The organism is Pseudomonas sp. LB3P93 (genome assembly GCF_054898025.1).
The window spans coordinates 2,509,806-2,534,133 of record NZ_CM142713.1 but is presented as its reverse complement, the minus strand read 5'-3'; the positions used below and the strand labels follow the sequence as shown (position 1 = coordinate 2,534,133).

22 protein-coding genes are annotated in these 24,328 nt (G+C 56.1%); 20 read left to right on the top strand and 2 right to left on the bottom strand.

What is annotated here, in order from left to right; translation table 11 throughout:
• Nucleotides 1-2: 2 nt before the first annotated feature.
• From ACYZT8_RS11285 to ACYZT8_RS11270, 4 genes are all read left to right on the top strand, one after another.
• On the top strand, nt 3-1,352 hold the full coding sequence (locus ACYZT8_RS11285) for an APC family permease (RefSeq protein ID WP_461981097.1): 1,350 nt from the start codon (nt 3-5) through the stop codon (nt 1,350-1,352).
• 119 nt (nt 1,353-1,471) lie between these two features.
• Entirely contained in the window at nt 1,472-2,488 is a 1,017-nt protein-coding gene (locus ACYZT8_RS11280; RefSeq protein WP_461981095.1) for an arginine N-succinyltransferase, read from the top strand.
• A gap of 61 nt (nt 2,489-2,549) precedes the next feature.
• Complete coding sequence (gene astA, locus ACYZT8_RS11275; RefSeq protein ID WP_461981093.1) at nt 2,550-3,584, top strand: arginine N-succinyltransferase; 1,035 nt, start codon at nt 2,550-2,552, stop codon at nt 3,582-3,584.
• 300 nt (nt 3,585-3,884) lie between these two features.
• Nucleotides 3,885-4,754, top strand: a complete 870-nt coding sequence (locus ACYZT8_RS11270; RefSeq protein WP_461981091.1) for an isocitrate lyase/PEP mutase family protein — start codon at nt 3,885-3,887, stop codon at nt 4,752-4,754.
• Between the two features lie 215 nt (nt 4,755-4,969).
• Here ACYZT8_RS11270 and ACYZT8_RS11265 read toward each other — a convergent pair whose 3' ends face one another.
• The gene (locus ACYZT8_RS11265; protein WP_461981089.1) at nt 4,970-6,043 is read right to left on the bottom strand and encodes a diguanylate cyclase; all 1,074 of its coding nucleotides are present in this window, start codon (nt 6,041-6,043) and stop codon (nt 4,970-4,972) included.
• 278 nt (nt 6,044-6,321) lie between these two features.
• Between ACYZT8_RS11265 and ACYZT8_RS11260 the strand changes: the two genes are divergently transcribed.
• The 3 genes from ACYZT8_RS11260 to hglS all read left to right on the top strand — a co-directional run bounded on the left by ACYZT8_RS11260 (nt 6,322) and on the right by hglS (nt 10,411).
• A complete protein-coding gene (locus ACYZT8_RS11260; RefSeq protein ID WP_461981087.1) occupies nt 6,322-7,776 on the top strand; it encodes a flavin-containing monooxygenase in 1,455 nt (484 codons plus the stop codon).
• A gap of 22 nt (nt 7,777-7,798) precedes the next feature.
• A complete protein-coding gene (locus tag ACYZT8_RS11255; protein WP_461981085.1) occupies nt 7,799-8,746 on the top strand; it encodes an alpha/beta fold hydrolase in 948 nt (315 codons plus the stop codon).
• 279 nt (nt 8,747-9,025) lie between these two features.
• Entirely contained in the window at nt 9,026-10,411 is a 1,386-nt protein-coding gene (hglS, locus tag ACYZT8_RS11250) for a 2-oxoadipate dioxygenase/decarboxylase HglS (RefSeq protein WP_461981083.1), read from the top strand.
• Between the two features lie 174 nt (nt 10,412-10,585).
• Here hglS and ACYZT8_RS11245 read toward each other — a convergent pair whose 3' ends face one another.
• Nucleotides 10,586-11,263 carry a type 1 glutamine amidotransferase domain-containing protein gene (locus tag ACYZT8_RS11245; protein ID WP_461981080.1) on the bottom strand — a complete coding sequence of 226 codons (678 nt, stop codon included), beginning with the start codon at nt 11,261-11,263 and terminating at the stop codon, nt 10,586-10,588.
• Nucleotides 11,264-11,677: 414 nt separating this feature from the next.
• Between ACYZT8_RS11245 and ACYZT8_RS11240 the strand changes: the two genes are divergently transcribed.
• The 13 genes from ACYZT8_RS11240 (at nt 11,678) to ACYZT8_RS11180 (ending at nt 24,308) form a co-directional block, all read left to right on the top strand.
• Nucleotides 11,678-12,193 (top strand): Hcp family type VI secretion system effector, encoded by a 516-nt coding sequence (locus ACYZT8_RS11240; RefSeq protein WP_007948242.1) that lies wholly within the window; start codon nt 11,678-11,680, stop codon nt 12,191-12,193.
• A gap of 131 nt (nt 12,194-12,324) precedes the next feature.
• Entirely contained in the window at nt 12,325-14,367 is a 2,043-nt protein-coding gene (locus ACYZT8_RS11235) for a type VI secretion system Vgr family protein (RefSeq protein WP_461981077.1), read from the top strand.
• Entirely contained in the window at nt 14,357-15,097 is a 741-nt protein-coding gene (locus tag ACYZT8_RS11230; protein WP_461981075.1) for a DUF4123 domain-containing protein, read from the top strand. The genes ACYZT8_RS11235 and ACYZT8_RS11230 overlap by 11 nt, the downstream gene beginning before the upstream one ends.
• On the top strand, nt 15,094-19,989 hold the full coding sequence (locus ACYZT8_RS11225; protein WP_461981073.1) for an RHS repeat-associated core domain-containing protein: 4,896 nt from the start codon (nt 15,094-15,096) through the stop codon (nt 19,987-19,989). Before ACYZT8_RS11230 ends, ACYZT8_RS11225 begins: the two co-directional genes overlap by 4 nt.
• 8 nt (nt 19,990-19,997) lie before the next feature.
• Nucleotides 19,998-20,261, top strand: coding sequence for a hypothetical protein (locus ACYZT8_RS11220; protein WP_461981071.1), 264 nt, complete (start codon nt 19,998-20,000; stop codon nt 20,259-20,261).
• 8 nt (nt 20,262-20,269) lie between these two features.
• Complete coding sequence (locus tag ACYZT8_RS11215; RefSeq protein ID WP_461981069.1) at nt 20,270-20,599, top strand: hypothetical protein; 330 nt, start codon at nt 20,270-20,272, stop codon at nt 20,597-20,599.
• A 423-nt stretch (nt 20,600-21,022) separates the two neighbouring features.
• Nucleotides 21,023-21,334 carry a hypothetical protein gene (locus ACYZT8_RS11210; RefSeq protein ID WP_461981067.1) on the top strand — a complete coding sequence of 104 codons (312 nt, stop codon included), beginning with the start codon at nt 21,023-21,025 and terminating at the stop codon, nt 21,332-21,334.
• Nucleotides 21,335-21,445: 111 nt separating this feature from the next.
• Nucleotides 21,446-21,916: a hypothetical protein gene (locus tag ACYZT8_RS11205; RefSeq protein WP_461981065.1), complete on the top strand. Its 471-nt coding sequence runs from the start codon at nt 21,446-21,448 to the stop codon at nt 21,914-21,916.
• 25 nt (nt 21,917-21,941) lie between these two features.
• Nucleotides 21,942-22,553: a hypothetical protein gene (locus tag ACYZT8_RS11200; RefSeq protein WP_461981063.1), complete on the top strand. Its 612-nt coding sequence runs from the start codon at nt 21,942-21,944 to the stop codon at nt 22,551-22,553.
• Between the two features lie 74 nt (nt 22,554-22,627).
• Nucleotides 22,628-23,098, top strand: a complete 471-nt coding sequence (locus tag ACYZT8_RS11195; protein ID WP_461981061.1) for a hypothetical protein — start codon at nt 22,628-22,630, stop codon at nt 23,096-23,098.
• Nucleotides 23,099-23,105: 7 nt separating this feature from the next.
• Nucleotides 23,106-23,369 carry a hypothetical protein gene (locus ACYZT8_RS11190; protein WP_461981059.1) on the top strand — a complete coding sequence of 88 codons (264 nt, stop codon included), beginning with the start codon at nt 23,106-23,108 and terminating at the stop codon, nt 23,367-23,369.
• A gap of 72 nt (nt 23,370-23,441) precedes the next feature.
• The gene (locus ACYZT8_RS11185) at nt 23,442-23,756 is read left to right on the top strand and encodes a hypothetical protein (protein ID WP_461981057.1); all 315 of its coding nucleotides are present in this window, start codon (nt 23,442-23,444) and stop codon (nt 23,754-23,756) included.
• Between the two features lie 54 nt (nt 23,757-23,810).
• Nucleotides 23,811-24,308 (top strand): hypothetical protein, encoded by a 498-nt coding sequence (locus ACYZT8_RS11180; protein ID WP_461981055.1) that lies wholly within the window; start codon nt 23,811-23,813, stop codon nt 24,306-24,308.
• Nucleotides 24,309-24,328: the final 20 nt, after the last annotated feature.

Here is a 24,328-nt window from a genome sequence, read left to right as displayed (position 1 = left end):
TCATGGAAATAGAAGAGTTCGGCTACAAACAAGAGTTGAAACGTAGCCTGTCGCTGACCGACCTGGTGGTGTACGGGATGATCTTCATGATCCCCATCGCCCCGTTCGGCGTGTACGGTTACGTCAACGCCGAAGCGCCAGGGATGGTGCCGCTGGCCTACATCATCGGCATGGTTGCGATGCTGTTCACGGCCCTGAGTTACGGCAGCATGGCGCGGGCCTTTCCGATTGCCGGCTCGGTGTATTCCTACGCGCAACGGGGCCTCAACCCGCATGTCGGGTTCATCGCCGGTTGGCTGATGCTGCTCGATTACCTGCTGATTCCGCCGCTGCTTTACGTGTACGCGGCCATGGCGCTGAATCACCTTTACCCGGACATCCCCAAAGTCGGTTTCATCCTGGCGTTTCTTGTCAGCGCAACCTTCGTCAACCTGCGGGGCATCACGTTCACCGCACGCATGAACATTGTCTTCCTGCTGGCGCAACTGGTGGTGTTGGGGATCTTCCTGTTCTACGCCTGGAATGCGCTGCACAGCGGCGGCGGCAACGGCCAACTGACCCTGGCGCCGCTGTATAACCCCGACACCTTCAATTTCGCCCTGCTGATGCAAGCCGTGTCGATTGCGGTGCTGTCCTTCCTCGGCTTCGATGCGATCTCCACCCTCGCCGAAGAAATCAAGGGCGACCCGGGCCGCAGCGTCGGCAAGGCGGCGCTGATCACGCTGCTGGTGATGGGCGTGATCTTTGTCGTGCAGACCTGGATTGCCACTGACCTGGCGGCCGGCATGGGCTTCACCTCCCCCGACACCGCGTTCTATGAAATCGCCGAAATCGCCGCCGGCAGTTGGCTGGCAACCCTGACCGGCGTGGCCACGGCCCTGGCCTGGGGCGTCGCAGTGGCTATTACTTCACAAGCGGCGGTATCGCGCCTGCTGTTCGGCATGGCCCGGGACGGCAAACTGCCGAAGGTGCTGGCCAAGGTTCACCCGAAACACAACACCCCTTACCTGAGCATCTATCTGGTGGCCGTGCTGTCGCTGGTGATCTGCTACCTGTTCATCAACTCGGTGGACACCCTCACCTCGCTGGTGAACTTCGGCGCGTTGAGCGGTTTCATGTTGCTGCACCTGACCGTCATCAATTACTACTGGCGTCGGCAGAAGTCCGGTCAGGTGATCCGTCACCTGATCTGCCCGGTGATTGGCTTCATCATCGTCGCCGCCATCATGTACAACATGGGCGTCGATGCACAAAAACTCGGCCTGATCTGGATTGCCTTGGGCCTGGTTTATCTGTTTTTCCTCAACAAGCTGGGCGCCAGCACGGTATTGCCCGACCCAAGCAACGGCTGACAAGAAAAAGAGCGGCGTCTGACAACAAATCAGGCGACCGCCGATTTAATGCGTGGAAACCGACAGTGATAGTCAGGTTCGGGACACATCGCCGAACCCTTTGATACAGGAGTACATCCATGCTGGTCTTACGCCCAGTCGAGTTAACCGACCTGCCCCAGTTACAGCAACTGGCGCGCGACAGTCTGGTCGGTGTCACGTCCTTGCCGGACGATACGGAACGCCTGCGACTGAGGATTCTCGACTCCTGCACCTCGTTCGAGAGCGACGTTGAGGTTCATGGCCCGGAGAATTATTTCTTCGTGCTGGAGGATCTCGCGGCCGGGCATCTGGTGGGTTGTTCGGAAATCCTCGCCACCGCAGGCTTCAACGAGCCGTTCTACAGCTTGCGCAACCGTCACTTCACCAGCGCTTCACGGGAGCTGAACATCGAGCACGGTGTACCGGCCTTGTCGTTGTGCCAGGACCTCAGCGGCCACACCTTGCTGCGGGGCTTTCATATCGACACGGCGCTGGTGCGCACACGGTTTTCAGAGTTGCTGTCCCGGGCACGCCTGTTGTTCATTGCCGCCCATTCGCGGCGCTTTTCCGAAGCGGTGATCACCGAGATCGTCGGTTACAGCAGCGATGAAGGGCAATCACCATTCTGGGATGCGCTGGGCAAGCACTTCTTCGACCTGCCCTACGTCGAGGCCGAGCGGCTTTGCGGTCTGGAGAGCCGGACCTTCCTCGCCGAACTGATGCCGCACTACCCGATCTATGTGCCGATGCTGCCCCAGGCTGCACAGGATTGCATCGGCCGGATCCACCCCGATGGCCAGGAGGCTTTCGATATTCTTGAGCGCGAGGGATTTGAAACCAACAGCTACATCGACCTGTTCGACGCTGGTCCGACGCTGTATGCACGCACCTCGAACATACTCTCCATCGCCCAAAGCCAGACCGGCACGGCGCAACTGGCCTCATCCATCGATGCGCGCGGCAGTTACCTGGTGAGCAACGATGCGCTCAAGGATTATCGCGCCATCGTCGCCGAGCTGAATGTACAGACCGGGCAACCGGTGGGGTTGAGCGCCGAGATGTGCGCCGCCCTGAACGTCACCGATGGCAGCCCGATCCGGCTGATTGCCCTGTGAGCATCACCCGGCACCGTGCCCAACGACAGCGCCCGAACTGGCGCGAAGAAGGAGCTGCATCATGATTGTCCGCCCGGTTCGCGTGACCGACCTGCCCGCCTTGATGGATCTGGTGCAACAGGCCGGCCCCGGGTTCACCACCCTGCCGGCCAACGAAGAACGCCTGACGCACCGGGTGCGCTGGGCCCAGCGGACCTTTGCCGAACAGGTCGAGCGTGCGGATGCCGATTACCTGTTCGTGCTGGAAGATGACGATCAGCAAGTGGTCGGCATCAGCGCGCTGGCCGGCGCCGTTGGCTTGCGTGAACCCTGGTACAACTATCGGGTCGGGCTGACGGTCAGTTCGTCGCCGGACCTGGGCATTCAGCGGCAGATTCCGACGCTGTTCCTGAACAACGAAATGACTGGTCAATCAGAAATCTGCTCGCTGTTTCTGCGACCCGATCAACGCCATGGCAGTAATGGTCGGTTGCTGTCTCTTGGGCGCCTGCTGTTCGTTGCCGAGTTTCCGCACCTGTTCGGCGACAAGCTGATCGCCGAACTGCGCGGCAGCGCCGACGAACAGGGCTGTTCACCGTTCTGGGACAGCCTGGGCCGGCATTTCTTCAAGATGGATTTCAGCCACGCCGATCACCTGTCGGGGCTGGGCAGCAAATCATTCATCGCCGAACTGATGCCACGCCAACCGCTCTACACCTGCCTGCTCACCGAACAGGCCCAGGCCGTCATCGGCAAGGCACACCCGAACACGGAACCGGCGCTGAAGATTCTCAAGGCCGAGGGTTTTGTTCATCAGGGCTACATCGACATCTTCGACGCAGGCCCGGTGATCGAAGCCCCGATCGCGAGAATCCGCACCGTGCGCGACAGCCAGCCGCTGGTATTGGCCATTGGCACGCCTGACGAGCAGGCCCCGGTGTGGCTGATCCACAACCGCCGCCTGGAAAACTGCCGTATCACTACCGCCCAGGCCAGGCTTGTGGGCAACAGCCTGATCGTCGACCGACTCACCGCCAAACGCCTGCAACTGCAACCGGGTAATTCTGTGCGGGCGGTCCCGCTGCCCAATCAACTGCGGCAGGCTGTTGCCGCGTAATCGCAATCTGAATCCTCCCCACCCCTGTGGCGAGGGAGCTTGTCGGAACGCCGCACCGTCCCGCTGGGCTGCGAAGCGGCCCCAAAACCTGCCACCACTTTTTTCAGACACACCGCGTTCAGCATTTTACGACTGCTGCGCAGCCGAACGGGAGCAAGCTCCCTCGCCACAGGAAGAGTGCCATCTTCTCTGTGCGAAATTCGTCATCATCTTCCCCTCGTCCGCGTGATAGCCTTTTGTTCCTTCGGCGTTGACACCTTTGCTCAAGCCTTTCCATTCCTTTGTATTGGTGGAACTCATATGTCCAGGCTTTCTCATCAAGATTTGCGCCGTAACTTCCGCGAGCTGTTTGCCTCCAACGCCTGCTATCACACGGCGTCGGTCTTCGACCCGATGTCGGCCCGCATTGCCGCTGACCTGGGGTTTGAAGTGGGTATCCTCGGTGGTTCGGTCGCCTCGTTGCAGGTGCTGGGCGCCCCCGACTTTGCCTTGATCACCCTCAGTGAGTTCGCCGAACAGGCCACGCGCATCGGCCGCGTGGCCCAATTGCCGGTCATCGCCGACGCTGATCACGGCTACGGCAACGCGCTCAACGTGATGCGCACCATCGTCGAACTCGAACGCGCCGGCATCGCCGCCCTGACCATCGAAGACACCCTGCTGCCGGCGCAATTCGGTCGCAAATCCACCGACCTGATCGGAGTAGCGGAAGGCGTCGGCAAGATCCGCGCGGCACTGGAAGCCCGGGTCGACTCGGAAATGGCGATCATCGCGCGGACCAACGCCGGGATCCTGCCGGTCCAGGAAATCATCAGCCGCACCCAGCAGTACCAGAAAGCCGGTGCGGACGGGATTTGCATGGTAGGTGTTCGTGACTTCGATCACCTCGAACAGATTGCCGAACACCTGAGCGTGCCGCTGATGCTGGTGACCTACGGCAACCCGGCGCTGCGCGATGACAAACGCCTGGCTGAACTGGGCGTGCGGGTGACCATTGATGGTCATGGCGCGTACTTCGCGGCGATCAAGGCGACGTACGACAGCTTGCGCGAACAGCGGCAGATCTTTACCCAAGCCTCGGATTTGAGCGCGACCGAGCTGACCCACACATATACGCAGCCTGAGGAATACATCCGTTGGGCGGAAGAGTTTATGAGTGTGAAGGAATAGCTGTTCAGTTCATTTGATGGTGTGAACCGACCTGACGCCATCGCGAGCAGGCTCGCTCCTACAGGGAATTTTTAGTGGACGCATGATTTGTGGACACCTGCAATCCCTGTGGGAGCGAGCTTGCTCGCGATAGCGGTGGGTCAGCTTGCATTGATGTTGAATGAGCTGCCGTCATCGCGAGCAAGCTCGCTCCCACAGGGGATGTGTGCAGGCCTTCAGACCGGGTCTAGCAATTCGTGTCGGGGCTGGTCGTCGGCGCGGCAGATAACGCGGTTGCGGCCGGTGCTCTTGGCTTCGTAGAGCGCCTGGTCGGCATCGTTGAGCCACAGGGTGGCGTCGGTGTGGGCCGGGTTGAACGCCGCAAGGCCAATGCTCAGGCTGACTTTAAGCGCCGGGTCCTGCTCGTAGGCCAGGGTGGCGAAGCGATCACGCAAGGCGTCCATGGCAGCCGCCGCGCTATTGAGGGGGAAGTCCGGGAGGAGCACGCAGAATTCGTCACCGCCGTAGCGCCCCGCCACGTCAGTCGCTCGCAGGTTCTGCTTGAGCATTTTGCTCAGCTGCCGCAGCACGATGTCCCCGGCGACGTGGCCGTAGGTGTCATTGATGGTTTTGAAATGGTCGATGTCAATCAACGCAATCGCCCCGCCCTGCTGCTGGCGTTGGCAACGCTGGAATTCAACTTCGAGCTGGTCTTTCCAGGCTCCGTGGTTCAGCAGGCCCGTAAGGCTGTCGGTTCGGCTCAGGGCCAGCAGTTCGCGTTTGTGCCGGCCAAGGGTGGTGGCTTGGCGAAAGCAGATCCAGCCCAGCGCCAGTGGGTACAGGATCAACAGGGGTAAACAGGCGTACAGCTGCAACGGACTGGTTTGCGCGAAGACGGTGGGTGTGAAAATGAACATGCCGACACCGATCCCGAGTATCTGCGCGGCCGTGCCCACCAGCAGGAAACGCAATCCGCCGATCGCCACGTTGTTCATGGCCATCATGGACAGCGTCGCCGCGCTCGGCAGAGGATTGAAGTGCATGGCGGCGACCCAGAAGCCGCCGAGAAAGGCATCGACCAGGATGTTGCGATGTTCGGCGTGAAAGGGCACCTTCGCCCGACGCGCCCATTGATAGGCAACGTGCGGCCAGATCACGCCATTGAAGACCATGAGCCCCCAAACCCACGGCGCCGGGTTGAGTGGATACATCGCCGCGCCTACGCACAACAGCCCCAAGGCCAGACCCAGGGTTCGCGATGTATAGAGCCTCCTGGCCAGTGAAAGTCCTTTTCCTCCCGATTTTCCCATAGAGGCCTCTGCGCCACAGAACGGAACCTGACACCACAAGGGTTGCGGGTGTGCTGGGAGTCTATCAGGGCAACGTTAAATAGCCATCACCGGCGGGCAGCCTGGGGACCACGCAGTTTGTGGGAGCGTGGCTTGCCCGCGACGAACGATGACGCGGTCTATCTGCAGCACCGCGTTATCGTTCTTCGCGGGCAAGCCCGCTCCCACAAGTTATGTGGCCAATGTTTGGGCTATACATGAAGGGAGAGCTGGATAAACAACGATAAAAAAGGAGGCCCATGCAGACCTTTCAAGTGTTGATCATCGGCAGCGGTTTTGGCGGGCAGTGCGCGGCGATCAATTTGCTCAAGGCAGGCATCGACGATTTTCGCCTGCTGGAACGACGGGACTTCTTTGGCGGCACCTGGTGCCAGAACACCTACCCCGGGGCGGCCGTCGATGTGCCCTCGCCGCTCTATTCACTGTCCTTCGCCCCTTACCGCTGGACGCAAATGTTCGCCGAACAGGCGGAACTGCACCACTACACCCAGTACGTGGTGGAGCACTTCGGCCTGCGGGACAAGGTCGAACTGGAGGCCAATGTCGAGCGCATCGAGTGGGACGCCGACGGCCAACGCTGGGCGGTGCATACCGGCGCCAAAGGCACGTTTTACGCCCAGTTCCTGATCAACGCGACCGGGCCGTTGAGCCAACCCGTCGTCCCACACTTCGAAGGCCAGGAACGCTTTCAGGGCAAGACTTTTCACACAAACAACTGGGATCACACCTTCGACTATCGCCTTAAACGCGTCGCCATCGTCGGCAGCGGCGCCAGTGCCGCGCAGGTGATTCCGGCCATTGCCCCCGACGTCGAGCACCTGCATGTGTTCCAACGCACGCCGCACTGGGTACTGCCGCGTGCCGACCGCACCTTCGGACCGTTCCAGCGTTGGCTGCTGGGCCTCAAACCGGCGTACAAACTGCTGCGCTGGATGCTCTACTGGCAGTTCGAAACCCGGGTCATCGCCTTCAAATACTCGAGACCGGCCATCCGCCTGGTCCAGCAACACGCCCTGCGCTTCCTCAAACGCCAGGTGCCCGACCCCGAACTGCGCCGTAAACTGACACCGGACTTCACCATCGGCTGCAAGCGAGTGATCGTCTCAAGCACCCTTTACCCGGCGCTCGGCCGCAGCAACGTGACGCTGCACAGCCGCGAACAGGGCATCGCGTCCATCGACGAAATCGGCATCGTCACCCAGGAAGGTCAGCACATCGACGTTGACCTGATCGTCTGGTCCACCGGGTACGACGCCACCGACGGGGTGATTTCCTACCCGGTCACCGGCAAAAACGGTACGCGACTCAAAGACGTCTGGGCGCAGTACCCGCGGGCTTACCTGGGCACCAGCCTGCCGGACTTTCCCAACCTGTTCATCGTCACCGGGCCCAACACCGGCATAGGCCACACCTCGGCGCTGTTCATCATTGAATCGCAGATGAATTACATCCTCGACTGCATCCGCACGCTGAAAGAACACGGTTTGCGCAGCATCGAAGTGCGCCCCGAGGCAGAACGTACCTACACTGAGATGATCCACCGCGAAATGGAGCGCACCGTGTGGAAGTCCGGAGGTTGCCACAGTTGGTATCAAAGCAAGAGCGGTCATGTGATTGCCATGTTTCCGGGGTTCAGTTTCAGCTACCACCGGTTGACCCGGGCGCTGAAACCCGCTGACCACATTTTGTCCTGATCACGTAAAAGGAAGATGCCTGATGCTTGTGTTGGTTGTCCTTATCGCGGTTTTTGTAGCCTGGAGCTGGCTGAGTTACCCAGCCATCGGCTACTGGCTCTACGATCTGAATATGGCCGTGGAAGCCAAACTGTATCGACTGCACAAAATCGTCGTACCGATCACGGAAATGACCGTATCGACCTGGCAAGGCGGGCCGTACGAAGCGTCCAGCAGTGTGCTGATGCTGCATGGCTTCAGCGCCGACAAGAACATCTGGCTGCGCTTCGCCCGGCACTTTGTCGGCAACTATCGGGTGATCATCCCTGACATCGCCGGCCATGGCGAAACTGGATTCAAGGCCGGTGGTGGCTACGATATTCCTCTGCAGGCCAAGCGGATGATCCAGCTGCTGGACGTTTGCGGGGTCGAGAAAGTCCATGTGATCGGCAACTCGATGGGCGGCTACATCGCGGCGTGGCTGGCGGCGACTTACCCGGACCGAATTGCCTCCGTCGCCCTGATCGATCCGGCCGGCGTCACGTCTCCCGAGCCCAGCGACCTGGAGCGCCATTTGGCCAAGGGCCACAACCCGTTTTTGATTCACTCACGGGAAGAATTCCAGCGCTTATACGCCATGACCATGGCCGAGCCGCCATGGGTGCCCGGCGTGGTGCTGGACGCCATCGCGCAGCGTTATGAACAGACTCGCGATGAGCTGGAAGAAATCTTCAACGACTTCCGTGCCAGCCCACCGATGGAGCCCAAACTGCCCGACATCAAGTGCCCGGCGCTGTTGCTGTGGGGGCACAAGGACCGCCTGATCGACGTCAGCAGCGTGGCCGTCTGGAGTAAAGGCATCGCTGATTTGCGCGTGGACATCTGGGACCACAGTGGCCATATGCCGATGGTCGAGCAGCCGGCCAATACCGCGCGGTTGTATCGGGAATTCCTCGGATCGCTGCGCTCGGAAAGCCGTTCTCACCTGTAATCCCCCGACGTGTAGCAGCTGCCGAGCCTGCGAGGCTGCGTTCGGCTGCGAAGCAGTCGTAAAATCAGGCACTGCGTAGTATCAGTAATACCGTGCATTCAGGATTTACGACTGCTTCGCAGCCGAACGCAGCCTCGCGCTGCTCGGCAGCTGCTACACCGGCACAGTGCATGCAGTCCTTGGCAGAATGAAGTCCGTAAGATTCTTCGTTTGTCGGCGTTGCAGAAGGCTGCGATCTTTTCCCGCATCCTTTACGTCTCCCGCGCCAGGAAATTTTTCATGAGCCACCCAAGCTTCGTCAGCCCTGACCTGATCCGCCAACGCTTCTCCAAAGCGATGTCCGACATGTACCGCGAAGAAGTGCCGCTGTACGGCGCGCTGATGAAGTTGGTGGAGCAGACCAACCGTCACGTACTGGACAGCGATCCGCAGGTGGCCCGCCAACTGAACAGCACCGGCGAAATCGAACGACTGGACCTGGAGCGTCACGGCGCGATCCGCGTCGGCACCGCTGACGAACTGGCCACCCTCGCCCGACTGTTCGCGGTGATGGGCATGCACCCCGTCGGCTACTACGACCTGACTCCGGCCGGCGTTCCAGTGCATTCCACGGCATTCCGCGCCGTGCACGAAGCTTCATTGCAAGTCAGCCCGTTCCGGGTGTTCACCTCGCTGCTGCGCCTGGAACTGATCGAAGACCTGGAACTGCGAGCCTTCGCTCAGTCGATGCTGGATCAGCGCCAGATCTTCACGCCAACAGCGCTTGCACTGATCGACCGCGCCGAAACCGAGGGCGGTCTTACCGAACAAGAAGCCCGGGACTTCGTCGAACAGGCACTGGAAACCTTTCGCTGGCACCACAGCGCCACCGTCACCGCCGAGCAATACCAGAAACTCAGCGCACAGCATCGACTGATCGCCGACGTGGTCGCGTTCAAGGGCCCGCACATCAATCACTTGACGCCGCGCACCTTGGACATCGACATCGTCCAGGCGCAAATGCCCACCCATGGCATCACGCCCAAAGCCGTGATCGAAGGCCCGCCCCGCCGTCAGTGCCCGATCCTGCTGCGCCAGACCAGTTTCAAGGCGCTCGACGAGCCGATCGCCTTCACCGATCAACCCGAGACTCGCGGTAGCCACAGCGCACGCTTCGGTGAAATCGAACAGCGCGGCGCAGCGCTCACGCCAAAAGGCCGGGCGCTTTACGACCGCTTGCTCAACGCTGCCCGTGATGAGTTGAAGGACTTTCCCAACGAGGCCAATGCCGCACGTTACAACGCGCTGATGACGCAGCACTTCAGCGAATTCCCTGACACCTACGAAGGCATGCGCCAACAGGAACTGGCGTACTTTCGCTACTTCGTCACGGAAAAAGGCCTGGCGGCGGAAGAGCTGAAATCGTTGCCGCTGGAAGATTTGCTCAGCGGCGGCTATTTGCGGGTTGAACCGTTGGTGTATGAGGATTTCCTGCCGGTGAGCGCAGCGGGGATTTTCCAGTCGAACCTGGGGGATGCGGCGCAGGTAAATTATGGCGTGCATTCGAACCAGCAAGCGTTTGAACAGGCGCTGGGGCGGCCGACCATTGATGAATTGGGACTGTATGCCGAGACGCAGCGACGCTCGATCGAGCAGTGTTTTGCCGCGTTAAGCCCCACTATCTAAGGCACGAGACGGACCTGTAGCAGCTGTCGAGCAGCGCGAGGCAGCGTTCGGCTGCGCAGCAGTCGTGAAACCTGAGTTTGCGGTCTTCCTGAAACACCGCATCGTCTGATTTTACGACTGCTGCGCAGCCGAACGCTGCCTCGCGCTGCTCGACAGCTGCTACAGGTCCAGTGTTTAGGCTAGTTTCTTCAACAACGCCTCTGCCGCAGCCTCGGATGACGCCGGGTTCTGCCCGGTAATCAGCAAGCCATCAGTGAGCACATAACTCGCCCAATCCGCGCCCTTGGAATACTCACCGCCCTTCTCCTTCAGCATGTCCTCCACCAGAAACGGCACGACATTCGTCAACTGCACCGCCTCTTCCTCAGTGTTGGTAAACCCCGTCACGCGCTTGCCTTTGACCAATGGCTGGCCATCCGCACCCTTGACGTGACGCAACACACCCGGCGCATGGCAGACCGCTGCGACCGGTTTTCCTGCCTTGATAAAAGCCTCGATCAGAGCGATTGAAACTTTGTCTTCAGCGAGGTCCCACAGCGGACCATGGCCGCCGGGATAAAACACGGCGTCGTAATCGTCGGGTCTTACGGTACTCAGCACAGCCGTGGACGCCAGCGCTGACTGGGCCGCGGAGTCTTTGCGAAAGCGATCGGTGGCAGCGGTTTGCGCGTCCGGCTCGTCGCTTTTCGGGTCCAGCGGCGGCTGACCACCCTTGGGCGAAACCAGGGTCAGTTGAGCGCCGGCATCCTTGAAGGCGAAGTACGGTGCGGCGAATTCCTCCAGCCAGAAGCCGGTTTTCTTACCCGTGTTACCCAATTGATCGTGGGACGTTAAAACCATCAGGATTTTCATCTCGTGCTCACTCCACTTCGGGGTTGTTCGGACGCTCGACGGCGCTGTTTTTATGGACCACTCGGGCAGTTGATTCGTTGCACCGAATGCCAGACGTCTTTGAGTGATGGCGCAAAGCCTTGCTGCGCAAGAAGTTGCGCACTGCTCGCGTAAAAAGCCCTTCCCGGATCGCTGATCGCCCGGCCTGTCAGGCCCTCCAGCCGAGTGCGCAAGTTCTTGCGCAATGCTGTGCAAGAACTTGCGCACATTCAGGCAGCAACGCTTTTAATAATCTTCGCCGCGCTCTAAAAAAAGCCTCAATCCCTTGATTTATATGACCAAAACCATTTCTGGCACGGACCTTGATAACAATCAGGCACCCACCGGGCGATACCGCCTCCCGGGCACCCTAAATTTTTAGCAAGGAGCACATCCATGGCTACACCAGCGTACATGTCCGTCACTGGCGAAAAACAAGGTCTGATCACCGCCGGCGCATTCACCGCCGACTCGGTTGGCAACACTTATCAAGAAGGTCACGAAGACCAGGTCATGGTTCAGGCTTTCAGCCACGACGTGATCATCCCGCGTGACCCACAGTCCGGCCAACCAACCGGTCAGCGCGTTCACAAGCCAGTCGTGATCACCAAGGTGTACGACAAGTCTTCGCCACTGCTGCAAGCCGCTCTGACTTCCGGCGAGCGCATGAGCGAGATCGTTATCCAGTGGTACCGCACTTCGGCTCAAGGTACCCAAGAGCACTACTACACCACCAAACTGGAAGACGCGATCATCGTCGCCATCAACAACAAAATGCACAACTGCCAGGATCCGTCGAACTCCCACTTCACGCACCTGGAAGAAGTACAGTTCACCTACCGCAAAATCACCTGGACCCACGAAGTATCCGGTACTTCGGGTTCCGATGACTGGCGTCTGCCGGTCGCCTGAGTCAGGCCGACCGTCTAAAGCATCGGCCAGCTCTGCTGGTCGATGTTGTTTACGCCCTTCCAGAATTTTCGCGTCCGCAAGCGCCCTGCCCGGGTGTAGCGTACGCCGCTGCACTGCACAAGGAACAAGGGATGTTCGCGCCGGCCAATCAAACTCACTTTGCCCTGACCATCGAAGGTCTTTCCAGCGACTTCCAGGTACTGTCCCTGCAAGGTCGGGAAGCCATCAGCCAGCCTTTTTTGTTTGAGGTGGAACTGGTCAGTGAACAGCCGTCGCTGGACCTTGAGACCCTGCTGCACAAACCGGCCTTTTTGCAGCTCTCGCCTGACGGCAGCGGCATCCATGGCCAGATCTATCGCGCCGCCCAGGGTGATTCCGGCAAACGCCTGACCCGCTACGCGGTGACCCTGCGCCCGCAACTGTCCTACCTCGCGCACCGCATCAACCAACGCATCTTCCAGAACCTCAGCGTGCCGAAAATCATCGGCATGGTCCTCGAAGAGCACGGTATCCAAAGCAATGCCTATGAATTCAAAGTCGGGGCGATCTATCCCGAACGCATCTACTGCGTTCAGTACGATGAATCGGACCTGCAATTCATCCAGCGCCTGTGCGAGGAAGAAGGTATTCACTACCACTTCCAGCACAGCGCCACGGCCCACAAACTGGTGTTCGGCGATGACCAGACGGTGTTCCCGAAACTCGCACCCGTGGCCTATCAGCAAGACTCCGGCATGGTCGCCAACGACCCGGTGATCAAGCGCTTCGACCTGCGCCTGGAAACCCGTACCAGCCGCACCACCCGCCGTGACTACGACTTCGAAAAACCACGCATCACCCTCGAAAGCGAAAACCGCGGCGACGCCCTGCCCGACCTCGAAGACTACGACTACCCCGGTCGTTTCATCGACCGCGAGCGCGGCAAACACCTGGCCAAGCGCAACCTGGAACGCCACCGCAGCGACTTCCAACTGGCTGAAGGCAAAAGCGATCAGCCGTTGCTGGTCAGCGGCCACTTCCTGGCCCTGACCCAACACCCGAAAGCCAAATGGAACGACCTGTGGCTGCTGACCGAAGTCCTCCACGAAGGCAAACAGCCGCAAGTGCTGGAAGAGTCGGTGACCAGCGACACCACCAGCCTCAAAGGCGATTTCCACCAGGGTTACCGCAACCGCTTCCAGGCCACCCCATGGGACGTGCCGAACCGCCCGCCGCTGACGCAAAAGAAGCCGCGCATCCTCGGCAGCCAAAGCGCCGTGGTCACCGGGCCCAAAGGTGAAGAGATCCACTGCGACCAGTACGGCCGCGTCAAAGTGCAATTCCACTGGGACCGCGAAGGCCAGGCCGACGACAAGACCAGCTGCTGGCTGCGCGTCTCCTCCGCCTGGGCCGGCGCCCACTACGGCGGCATCGCCATCCCGCGGATCGGCATGGAAGTGCTCGTCACCTTCCTCGAAGGCGACCCCGACCAACCGCTGATCAGCGGCTGCCTCTACCACAAGGAAAACGTCGTCCCGTATCCGTTGCCGGCGAACAAGACCCGCAGCACCTTCAAAACCTTGAGCTCCAAGGGTGGTGGCGGCTTCAACGAACTGCGCATCGAAGACAAGAAAGGCCAGGAACAAATCTTCCTGCACGCCCAGCGCGACTGGGACGAAAACGTCGAACACGACCAGAAAATCCGCGTCGGCAACGAACGCCACGACACCGTCGAGAAAAACAGCTACAGCGAATTCAAGGCCGAAGAACACCACACCGTCTACGCCGACCGTAAAGTCGAAGCCCGCGCCAACGACCACCTGACCGTGGGCGTGAACCAGCACATCAAGATCGGCACCGGGCAATTCATCGATGCAGGCCAGGAAATCCACCTGAGCAGCGGCATGAAAGTCGTGCTTGAAGCGGGCAGTGAACTAACCCTGATTGGTGGCGGCAGCTTCATAAAGATCGATGCTGGCGGCGTGACCCTGAGCGGGCCGGTGATCAACATGAACTCTGGGGGTGGGCCGGGAAGCGGGACTGGTGCTGCGCCGTTGTTGCCCGGGGTGCTGAAACAGGCGGATGCGGACAAGGCTGGCGCGGTGCTGACCCCGGCGCAGATCAATACGCTGAAACGTAATGCGCCGTTTTGTGAAGAGTGTGAGAAATGCAAGGCAGGTGCTTGTGCGATCTGATCTGTTGACTCCGCAGGCGTGGTTGGCTGAACGGCCGTTGCAGGCCGATGAGCGTCTCTATCTGATTATCAGCGCTGCGAGCGATGCCGAACCGCTCAAGGCCTACTACCAGCAAGAGATGGCACCAGAACTGATACCTATCTGGGGTGGCACGCCTTACGCCGATTGGCAGCCAGTCATGCCCTATCTCGCCGAGCTGAAGCCAAACGCCGGTTTTTTGCAATGGATTACCGAAACCCATGCTCTGGACTGGGGTTGGCTGGCGGTGTCCACCAGCACGGCGGACGTGGTGTTTGAACATCTGCGCAGTTTGACCCAGGTACGTACACCCGACGGTACCGAGGTGTTTTTCCGGTTCTGGGACGGGCGGCATATTTATCCGATTCTTGAAGGTCTGGGCGCCAGCGCTGGCGAGGTGCTGCCGGTGTTCGACCGTTACTTGATCAACGGGCAGAGCCTGACAGTAGGACCGAGGTCCGTGCCTGCGGCGAAAGAATGGCCGTGGTGGGACGTGCCGCAGAAGCTGCTCGATACGCTGGCGGAAAAAGACCACACCACCGTCGTCGACAACCTGATGCAGTGGCTGGGCGAGGATTGTCCGGAGCTGTTCTTCGCTTTTCCCGAAAGTAACTTGCGCCACAAGGTCGAGCGCTTCGTTCGCCAACAACCCAATACAGAAGATATGGCAGAGCGTCTTGCTGCTCAGCTGACAAAGGAAGTCACGTCATGAATACCCCGATTGGTACCTTGGTCCTGCGCGTACTGGACGCCAAAACGCCTGACGTGAACCTGATTCTCAAAGACTTCAAGAACTGCCTGAGCGATTACAAGGAGTGGGCGGACGGTTTTCTCACTGGCTGGGCACTCGATGTCGACCAGACATTCAAAGTCGGCAACGAAGTCAGCGTCACCAAACGCAAGACCAAAACCGGTGCAGTCGAGACCTACGCTACCTGCCCCCTGGCGGGCGACTTCACCCTGATCCACATGTTCGAATCGGCGCGCTTCGTCCCCATCGGCAATACGCCAGTGAAACTGGAGCCCGTCACAAAAGGCACGCTCTACGACGACGTCACCGGACCTGCCATTGAAACAACCATCGGCCCCAGCGGCATCAAGGTGATCGACGGCTGTAAGAAAGGCCAGATGTACCGCATCACCTTTTTCCCCAACGTTTCCCAAAGCAACGTCAAAGCGCTCTACGACTCCTATCAGGGCGTAATCGGCAATCTTGAAGGCTGGTTGCAAAGCGAGTGGTCGGGCAAGTTTCAGCCACAGTGGGCCAGCTACTCGGCGGCCGACCGCATGGGCCGTTCGGTCATTCTGTTGAAGCAAGCGATGGATGGCCTGGAGAAAGCGTTGCTCAGGCTGTGGGACGACATCAAAAGCCTGTTCGAACTGCTCGCACATCCGAAGGAAAACCTCGAAAAGCTGCGTAAATACCTGTCGGATGTCGAGATCGACAAGCTCTATGCCGCCTCCAAGGAGTCCATTGCTTCAGGCCTGTTGATCCTCAGTGATGAACCCCTGATGTTCATCTACGTTTCGGCAATTGTTGCCTGGGTCGGCATGCTGCCTCCACAGGTCATTGTTGACGTAGTGACGGCGATTGCAGCGGAGTTCCTGATCAACGTGGTGCTGGGTATTTGCCTCACCGGTGGTGCGGGGATCGCTGTGCGGGTTGGCACCAAGGCGATGTCTACCGTCAAGTCCGGTACAGCCATCAAGTACCTTGAAGAACTGGCCGCGAAACTGATGACATTGAGCGGCAAACACAGCCTGCCGGCACACGCTGAAGTGTCGAAACCGTTGATTGCCAGCGCCAAGAATGTGCCGATGAAACCGACCAAAACGGCGGCGATTAAAATCGACGAGGCTGCCGCCAATGGGTCCAAAAGCCAGGTTCCGAAAACCACGGATACGCCGAAGCAGGAAGTGAAAGACGCTTCTTCGTTTCCGCGTGGCAAGAAAGAAAAACAGACCACCCTCACCCCCAAGGAAAAGGTCGACGACGTTTCGACGCAGTCGAAGACACCCGACGATAAAAGCGCCACCTGCGCCAAGAAAACCTGCACCAATGGTTGCCCCGTATCGATGGTCACGGGCGAAGAGCTGCTGACCCTGACCGATGGCGAGCTCGGTGGTTTGTTGCCCTTCAGCTGGACGCGCCTCTATCGCACCAGCGCCGCAGAAATCGATTGCGGCCTCGGCTACGGCTGGAGCCATGCCTTGGCCCAACGCGTCGACATCCACGAAAACGAAGTCATCTGGACCGACCACGAGAACCGTGTCACCACGTTCCCGCTGCCAAGCGTGCAGCGTCCGGCGATCACCAACAGCCTCTCGGAAGCGGCTATTTTCATCGGTGACGACCCTTCCGAGCTGGTGCTCACGCAGGCCGGTGAACGCAAACAGTTCTACCACTTCCGCTACAACAGCAAGGGCGCCACGCTGATCGCCATCAGCGACGATTACGGCAATCGCCTGCACATTACCCGTGACATCCACGGGCGAATCAAGCGTGTCGATAACGGTGCCGGTCGCGCCCTCCTCGTTCGTTATGACCGCAAGCACATCGTCGCCATCGACTATCAGCAATTCAGCCCGGCGGACAATCTGGAAGTTGCCTGGAGCACCGTTCAGACCCTGGTCACTTATGGCTACGACGCTCAGCACCGCCTGATCGAAGCCCGAAACGCAGCGGGCGAGACAGAACGCTACGCCTACAACGATCAAAACGTCATTCTTGAGCGCCAACTGGCCGGTGGCGCGAGCTTCTACTGGGAGTGGGAAAAGGAAGGCAAGTCGGCACGCTGCATCCATCACTGGGCGAGCTTCTCGCAGATGGACGCGCATTATGCCTGGGATGACAAGGGCAGCGTCACGGTTACCAACGCCGACGGCAGCGAAGAAATCTACACCCACGACGATCAGGCCCGACTGGTCGCCAAGGTTGACCCGGATGGTGCCGAACACCTCAAGGCCTACGATGACAAGGGCCGTCTGGTTGCCGAAAAAGATCCACTCGGAGCAGTCACCGAGTACCAGTACAACGAAGCTGGCCGACTGGTCGCGGTGATTCCACCGGAAGACGCTACCACCACTTACGAGTACTACCACGGGTTCGTCCGTGTAGTGAACCGTGGTCCGGCCACCTGGACCTACTGGCGCAACGATCAGGGCGACATCACCGAACAGATCGACCCAGACGGCAACTCGACCCACTACAGCTACAACCGCCAGGGCCGTCTGCTGGAGATCCGTCATCCTGATGGCAGTCGCCATCAACTGGGCTGGAACAACCTTGGCCAACTGCTCGAAGAACAGCTGCCGGACGGCGGCCAGCGCAAGTATCGCTACGACGCGTTGGGCCGACAGATCACCCGCCAGGACGAAAGCGGCGCAATCACCCACTATCAATGGGACGCAGCGAACCGCCTCGCGCAAATCACCCTGCCCGGCGGTGCAACCCGTGCGTTTACCTATAACGCTTACGGCAAAGTCACCGCCGAACGCGATGAACTGGGCCGCGTCACCCGTTACGAGTATGCGGATAACCTGCATCTGGTCAGCCGCCGCATCAACCCGGACGGCAGCCAACTGCGTTACCACTACGACAACTCGCGCCTGTTGCTCAGCGAGATCGAAAACGAACGGGGCGAGCACTACCACCTCGATTACTACCCTAACGGCCTGATCCAGCAGGAAACCGGTTTCGACGGCCGTCGCACTGCCTACGAGTACGACCTCAACGGCCAACTGCTGAAGAAAACCGAATTCGGCGATGACGGCAGCGAACTGGTTACCGAGTACCAGCGCGACGCCGCTGGGCGCTTGCTGGTGAAAACCCTGGCCGATGGCGAAGAAATTCACTACAGCTACGACGCATTGGGTCGCCTGGTAAACGTCGACGACGGCCATTGGCCTCTCGCCTACGAATACGATCTGCAAGACCGCCTGATCACCGAACACCAGGGTTGGGGCACCACGCGTTACGAGTACGACAAACTCGGCCAACTGAGCCACTGTCGCCTGCCCGATGGCAGCAAACTCGACTACCGCCACCAATCCGGCGGTCGCCTGAGCAGCATCGACCTCAACGGCTCGCGCCTGACCACTCACCAATTCAGCGCCGGCCGCGAGCAGCAACGTCAACAAGGCCTGCTGCTCAGCCAATACCAGTACGACGAACAAGGCCGACTGCAAGCCCACACGGTGGGTCAGCAAGATCGCAACCTGTTCCAGCGGCGCTACGCCTACGACGCCAATGGCAATCTCGCGGGCATCGATGACAGCCGCAAAGGCAATCGCAGCTACCACTACGATCCGCTCGACCGACTGATCAACGTCCGTGGCAGCACCCCGGAAAGCTTCGCCCACGACCCGGCGGGCAACCTCCTGGGCCAGGGCGACCAGCCAACCGCAAACCTGGCCAACGTCAAAGGCAATCGCCTGCTCATGCAAGGCGACCGCCACTACGACTACGACGCCTACGGCAACCTGGCGCGCGAACGTCGAGGAACCGGCCAGAAACTCGTCACCGAATACCGTTACGACTGCCAGCACCGCCTGATCGGCGTCAGCCTGCCCGGTGGCAGCAATGCAACCTACCAATACGACGCCTTTGGCCGCCGCATCGCCAAAACCGTCGATGGCCACACCACGCAATTCCTGTGGCAAGGCGAACGCCTTATCGCCGAAAGCGCCGACAACCGCTATCGCAGCTACATCTACGAACCGGGCACCTTCCGCCCATTGGCCATGCTCGATGGTGAAGGCCCGCTCAAAGCCGAACCGTTCTACTACCAACTCGACCACCTCGGCACCCCGCAGGAACTAACCGACTACAGCGGCCAGATCATGTGGTCGGCGAAATACCGCGCCTACGGCAACCTCGCCACCCTCGACATTGCCGAAATCGACAACCCGTTGCGTTTCCAGGGTCAGTACTTCGATGGGGAAACGGGCTTACATTACAACCGGCATCGCTACTACAATCCGGGCACTGGACGGTATCTGACACCGGATCCGATCAAGCTTGCGGGTGGGTTGAATAACTACCAGTACGTGCCTAACCCTACGGGGTGGGTGGATCCGTTGGGGTTGATGTGTGTACAGGGGGACTGTCCGGATGCCTCCCCTCCGCTGACACAGTCACAAATTGAGGAAATTACTGCGATTCCGAAAGGGTCTCGACCAAATCCAAGCGAATATCTTTCGTCGGAGTACATATCCAATCACGTGGCTCAGTTTGACAGCGGCGCTACCAGATTTATGACTCAATCGAATCTAGACAAATATGGTATCGGTCAGCGTGATGGTACATCTTTCATCATGCCTAAGACGGAGGCGGATAAACTACTGACCTCTACTAAAGGGAATGCGTCAGCATTAGAAAATTCTCTCGGACTATCACCAGGCTTTCTAGAAAGCAACAAACTAGTTCGAATTGACATCACCAACCCTAGAGAGCTTAACTTAAGAGTTCCGTCAGGAAATGAGGCGGGCGCCAATGATTTTTGGATTCCTGGTGGTAAGCTGCCAAACGGAAATAGCGAGGCAGTAATTGATGTTGGAGGTATCCATCCTCCAAAACTAGAAATATCACCGCTGGACTTATAGGCAAAACAATGAAATTCAATGATATTTTTTTCAGCAAAAACGAACGATTTTCTATAGGCATTGAAGAAGAATCAGGAAAATTCTATATTTCGATACCAGTAAGCAACCGAATGGTTGACTATGAAGAGTATTTCGAAATTGACAAGAGCACTTTTGACACATATATAAAAAATCCAGCTTCAGCACTAGCATTTGTCGAGCGCTGCCGAAACCGAGAAGTAGACTATTTATTGATAATCAAACCTGGAATAGATCGTGGAGTCGCAACTTAGAGCAGAAAATGGAAAGACATTTTCTTCTCTTTTGGAATTCCAAAAGGGAGAAGACACCCTCCAATAATCTCCCAAAAAAAGCGAAACAATGGACAAAAGAAAAAGCGTACAGATTTAGTTTCTTTGGGTGTATCTACCATGACAGAGATTTTACTGAAATGAATACCATCCATGCCTATGTCACAAAATCCGACGGCGATTTTGTTAGAGTTAAAATTCTAGAGGCTAAAACCAAAGAAAAACTTATCGACATTGGCTTTGCAAATGATATCGATCTTAACGAATATAAAATCAACACACCAACCGATAAAAAAAAACCGAAGTATTTAATAAACTAAGAGAGCTTGATTTTTATTTTTCTGATGGTAGAGAGTGGTGTCCTGCAGAAGTATTTGAGTATTTAAGAGACAAAGGACTTCTAAATGGAAAATTCAAGGTGATCAGTTGGACTAGCCCTGACAAATACATGATCACACTCGACAAATGAACCGCAGAAAGTCAAATAAAAACAAACAAGCGGGACATGCAAGAAAAAAGCGGAACGATTTATTTTAATGAAAGAAATAAACCTTTCCCCTTTTTGCTTTACCTTGTTGACAGACCCAAAGCCAGAGTTTCATATTGGGCGGACGAGAGAAATAAAAGCAAGTAAAAATCATTTGCCGACGCTTATAGAAAAATATGGTTACAGAGAATAACTACAACTTCATTTAGATAACCAAAAGATAAACCCAGATGAAGCAGATAAACTTCCGGAAAGCATGAGAACTTTTTACGTAATTGCCAAGAAAGACATGGAGCCAACTTTACCCCATAGTTCAGAATGGCCAAAACTAATAGGCTACTCATACAAAGATAACTACTTTTATTTGGCAGAGGGCAAAGGACATGGGTTCGCCGCTAACGACATGCCAGAAGCAAAAGCCAAAAGACCGGAGTGGCTGGAGTTATTTACTGTTTTAGATATACTTTGGTTTATAGATTTGATCGATAATACGAGCTTCGTTGACGAGCACGATTTTCTGATTCAACTTAAAAAGCTAATAGGCGATCCTGAAATTATAGAGTTTTAAGAATAAAGCCCATTCCACTCCAGATATGAAATGCACAAAAATGAGACTAATTTATTTTCTACCAACTCACGAAAATAAATTTGATCACTTTTTTTGTCGGGAAAAGTTTCAATGAAAACAAAATTTCAGTTAGCAATGAAAAACAACGAGCCTACAGAGTTCTTCAAAGGTCAAGGGCAATATTTTTCCCGAGATCCTGACTGGGGAGACCATCTCTACATCAACAACTGGCAGGGGCTTTGCGGGCACCTTAAACTGAAAGACAACCCAAATGAAATACTGCTTGAAGTATTCAGTAAATACTTAATATCGCTGAAAAATACCTATGAAGATGCGAACTCCTTACTACTAAACATCAGTTGCTACTACTCAATGCGAAAAGACACACCTTTCATGTCCGCCGATGGTTTTGATTTGGTATCAAACCTTAACGAACCAAACAAAAAAATAATCGGAGATCTATTTAGAATACTTCGTAGTGAGTACGCAAAAAAAAACGTCGGCAAACCCGTGATAAGTCTCGATCAATTCCTGTCCGAAATCAAAACAAATGGCTGTAAAGTTGACTTAGAAAAACTGTAGCACGTAAAGCAGCAAGCGAGGAAAATTGGAGGCCATCTGCTATTTTTTTTGGAGAGCAACCAAGCGCGAACCAAAAGAAATAGCTTTAATTGGATCAGAGAGTATCACCCATGACAGGCGGGTGGGGACGTTGGTGAAAAACTTAGACGGGCGGAAAATAAACCCAATGAAAACCACGTTCGAAACTGCCTTAGATCAACATGAAATTTCCGATTTTTTCAAAGGAAATGGTATCTACTTTGCCAGAGGATCCGACTGGGGCGATCATCTATATGTAGGCAACTGGGCAGGAATGTGCAGCATACTTGAAACCCAAAAAGCTGCGCAGGGCTTATTGACGACTATATTTGAAGAATACGCGAGACACCTCAATGAAAACTACGAAGACGCTGAAGGTCTACTTTCCAATATAACAGCATATTACATAACAAGACAAAAATACCCATTTCTATCCGCCGACAACTACGACTTAATTAAGAGTCTCGACAACAAAAGCAAAGAAAATATTGGCCGCCTATTTAGACTCTTAAGAAAAGAGCACGATAAAATAACCAAAGACTTACAGATGCTTTCATTCGAACAACGACTTCAAAAACTAAAAAGCAACGACTGCACCATTGACCTTGAAAGTCTTTAAATGACAGATGCACGCACCTTTTAACCCTCCCCCTTTCAAGCTGAAGTCAAATTTTATGACTGGAAACATCTTTAATGATCAGCAATTTTGAAAAAGCATTAAACAGAGATGAAATCCCAGATTATTTCAGAGGATCCGGCATCTATTTCACAAGAGATCCTGACTGGGGCAATCAACTACACATCATCAACTGGCAAGGGCTTTGCAGTTTTCTCGAGACACAAAAACATCCCGTGTCTATTCTAAAAAGCGCGTTTGAAAAATACGTAATTACCGTAAAAGACAGTCTAGAGGACGCAAACGACCTTCTCGAAAATATAGGGTGCTATTACTATATGCGGAAAAAGGCACCAGTCTTATCTGAAAACAGGTTTGACCTAATCCTGGATATGTCTAGCAATGAAAAGCAGACAATATCTAAATGCATGGAATTCCTGCATCAAGAAATAAATAAAACGACGAACACGCAAGACATTGAGCTTTACAACCGGAGACTATCAAAGCTTATTAATGATGGCGGCCCTAGCGATATCACCAACCTTTAGAGAAAAAATGAAATTCTATGACACGCTAACAAGCATTACCGAGCGATTCTCTATTGGTATAGAACTGGAAACTGGAAAACCTTATGTCTCGATACCCGTCAGCAGTCGCCTGGTGAATTACGAAGAGTACTATCGAATAGATAGAGTTGCTTATGATCTCTGCATGTCTGATCCAACTGCAGCTTTAGAATTTGTTAAGCTCTGCAGGAACCGGGAAGTCGATTACCTGCTCATCTTTGCGCCCGGCACAGATCGCGGAGAGGCTAAATAAGCTCTGAAAAACTCAAAAAAAAAGATACACAATCAGGGTCTCAAATGGTTCACACATGACAGGAGTCTACTGATGCCTTTTGCCAATCTGCAAAATGTGATTAAGCGTGCCGGATTCACCGTCATCGAGTTCTCGGACCAGCGCGCATTTTTCGGCTGTTGGTCGTTGGCTGTCGAAGGCCATGGAACAACCTACCTGTTCGTCAATGAAGGACGCGAAGGTTGGATGATGTTTTATCGTGCGAGTACGGTGGGAGCACTTACAGAGCTGGACAAGAAAGAGTCGGCCTGGATGGACGATACTGATAAGGCAGCCCAATGCCTGACTTGGCTTTCTGACTTTCGTGTTCCACAAAACGACAAGATCCCGAAAAAGCAGAAAAAGTGAGACAGTCGCCACTCGCAGAACGTCTAACCATCAATCTAACAAGCAGGACCTCTCGTGAATAAACACCAGATCAGTCTTTCAAACGGCTGGATTGCAGAATTCGAAAATCAAGGCGAATTTCGCATGTCAGCTGAAGGCTGGAATTTGGTTTTGCAAGGACCGGATCAGCGAAGCATCCAGTACTTCAGAGACAAGATCATTGTGGTGAACGATGACGACGGTGCTGAGGCAATATCATGTATTCGGCTATCAAATGATGGCGTTTACGGCTATTTGAGCACTGGGCTGGATCAAGGCTGGGTGATTGATTTTGCGCGAGGCATGATCGCTCCGCACAGGGTTAGCATCTCCCACAGCCATGACGGATACGATGAAAGCATCTCGATGTACGAACAACCTGCCTTCAAACGTGCACGCGAATATATAAGTGTTAAAGGCAAGTACATTTATCTGACTTTCCCCCTCACTAAAGATGAAGATTTCCCAAAGGTATGGGAGGAATATCTGCGGATTCGGAGACGGCAACTGGATGAGCTTTACTTCAGGAATTGATCCGGATGTAATGGCTCAAC

Excerpts from the sequence above, each read along its gene's own strand:
- ACYZT8_RS11285 (WP_461981097.1), top strand. The coding sequence starts at position 3 with ATGGAAATAGAAGAGTTCGGCTACAAACAAGAGTTGAAACGTAGCCTG.
- ACYZT8_RS11280 (WP_461981095.1), top strand. The coding sequence starts at position 1,472 with ATGCTGGTCTTACGCCCAGTCGAGTTAACCGACCTGCCCCAGTTACAG.
- astA (WP_461981093.1), top strand. The coding sequence starts at position 2,550 with ATGATTGTCCGCCCGGTTCGCGTGACCGACCTGCCCGCCTTGATGGAT.
- ACYZT8_RS11270 (WP_461981091.1), top strand. The coding sequence starts at position 3,885 with ATGTCCAGGCTTTCTCATCAAGATTTGCGCCGTAACTTCCGCGAGCTG.
- ACYZT8_RS11265 (WP_461981089.1), bottom strand. The coding sequence starts at position 6,043 with ATGGGAAAATCGGGAGGAAAAGGACTTTCACTGGCCAGGAGGCTCTAT.
- ACYZT8_RS11260 (WP_461981087.1), top strand. The coding sequence starts at position 6,322 with ATGCAGACCTTTCAAGTGTTGATCATCGGCAGCGGTTTTGGCGGGCAG.
- ACYZT8_RS11255 (WP_461981085.1), top strand. The coding sequence starts at position 7,799 with ATGCTTGTGTTGGTTGTCCTTATCGCGGTTTTTGTAGCCTGGAGCTGG.
- hglS (WP_461981083.1), top strand. The coding sequence starts at position 9,026 with ATGAGCCACCCAAGCTTCGTCAGCCCTGACCTGATCCGCCAACGCTTC.
- ACYZT8_RS11245 (WP_461981080.1), bottom strand. The coding sequence starts at position 11,263 with ATGAAAATCCTGATGGTTTTAACGTCCCACGATCAATTGGGTAACACG.
- ACYZT8_RS11240 (WP_007948242.1), top strand. The coding sequence starts at position 11,678 with ATGGCTACACCAGCGTACATGTCCGTCACTGGCGAAAAACAAGGTCTG.
- ACYZT8_RS11235 (WP_461981077.1), top strand. The coding sequence starts at position 12,325 with ATGTTCGCGCCGGCCAATCAAACTCACTTTGCCCTGACCATCGAAGGT.
- ACYZT8_RS11225 (WP_461981073.1), top strand. The coding sequence starts at position 15,094 with ATGAATACCCCGATTGGTACCTTGGTCCTGCGCGTACTGGACGCCAAA.
- ACYZT8_RS11220 (WP_461981071.1), top strand. The coding sequence starts at position 19,998 with ATGAAATTCAATGATATTTTTTTCAGCAAAAACGAACGATTTTCTATA.
- ACYZT8_RS11215 (WP_461981069.1), top strand. The coding sequence starts at position 20,270 with ATGGAAAGACATTTTCTTCTCTTTTGGAATTCCAAAAGGGAGAAGACA.
- ACYZT8_RS11210 (WP_461981067.1), top strand. The coding sequence starts at position 21,023 with ATGAGAACTTTTTACGTAATTGCCAAGAAAGACATGGAGCCAACTTTA.
- ACYZT8_RS11205 (WP_461981065.1), top strand. The coding sequence starts at position 21,446 with ATGAAAACAAAATTTCAGTTAGCAATGAAAAACAACGAGCCTACAGAG.
- ACYZT8_RS11195 (WP_461981061.1), top strand. The coding sequence starts at position 22,628 with ATGATCAGCAATTTTGAAAAAGCATTAAACAGAGATGAAATCCCAGAT.
- ACYZT8_RS11190 (WP_461981059.1), top strand. The coding sequence starts at position 23,106 with ATGAAATTCTATGACACGCTAACAAGCATTACCGAGCGATTCTCTATT.
- ACYZT8_RS11185 (WP_461981057.1), top strand. The coding sequence starts at position 23,442 with ATGCCTTTTGCCAATCTGCAAAATGTGATTAAGCGTGCCGGATTCACC.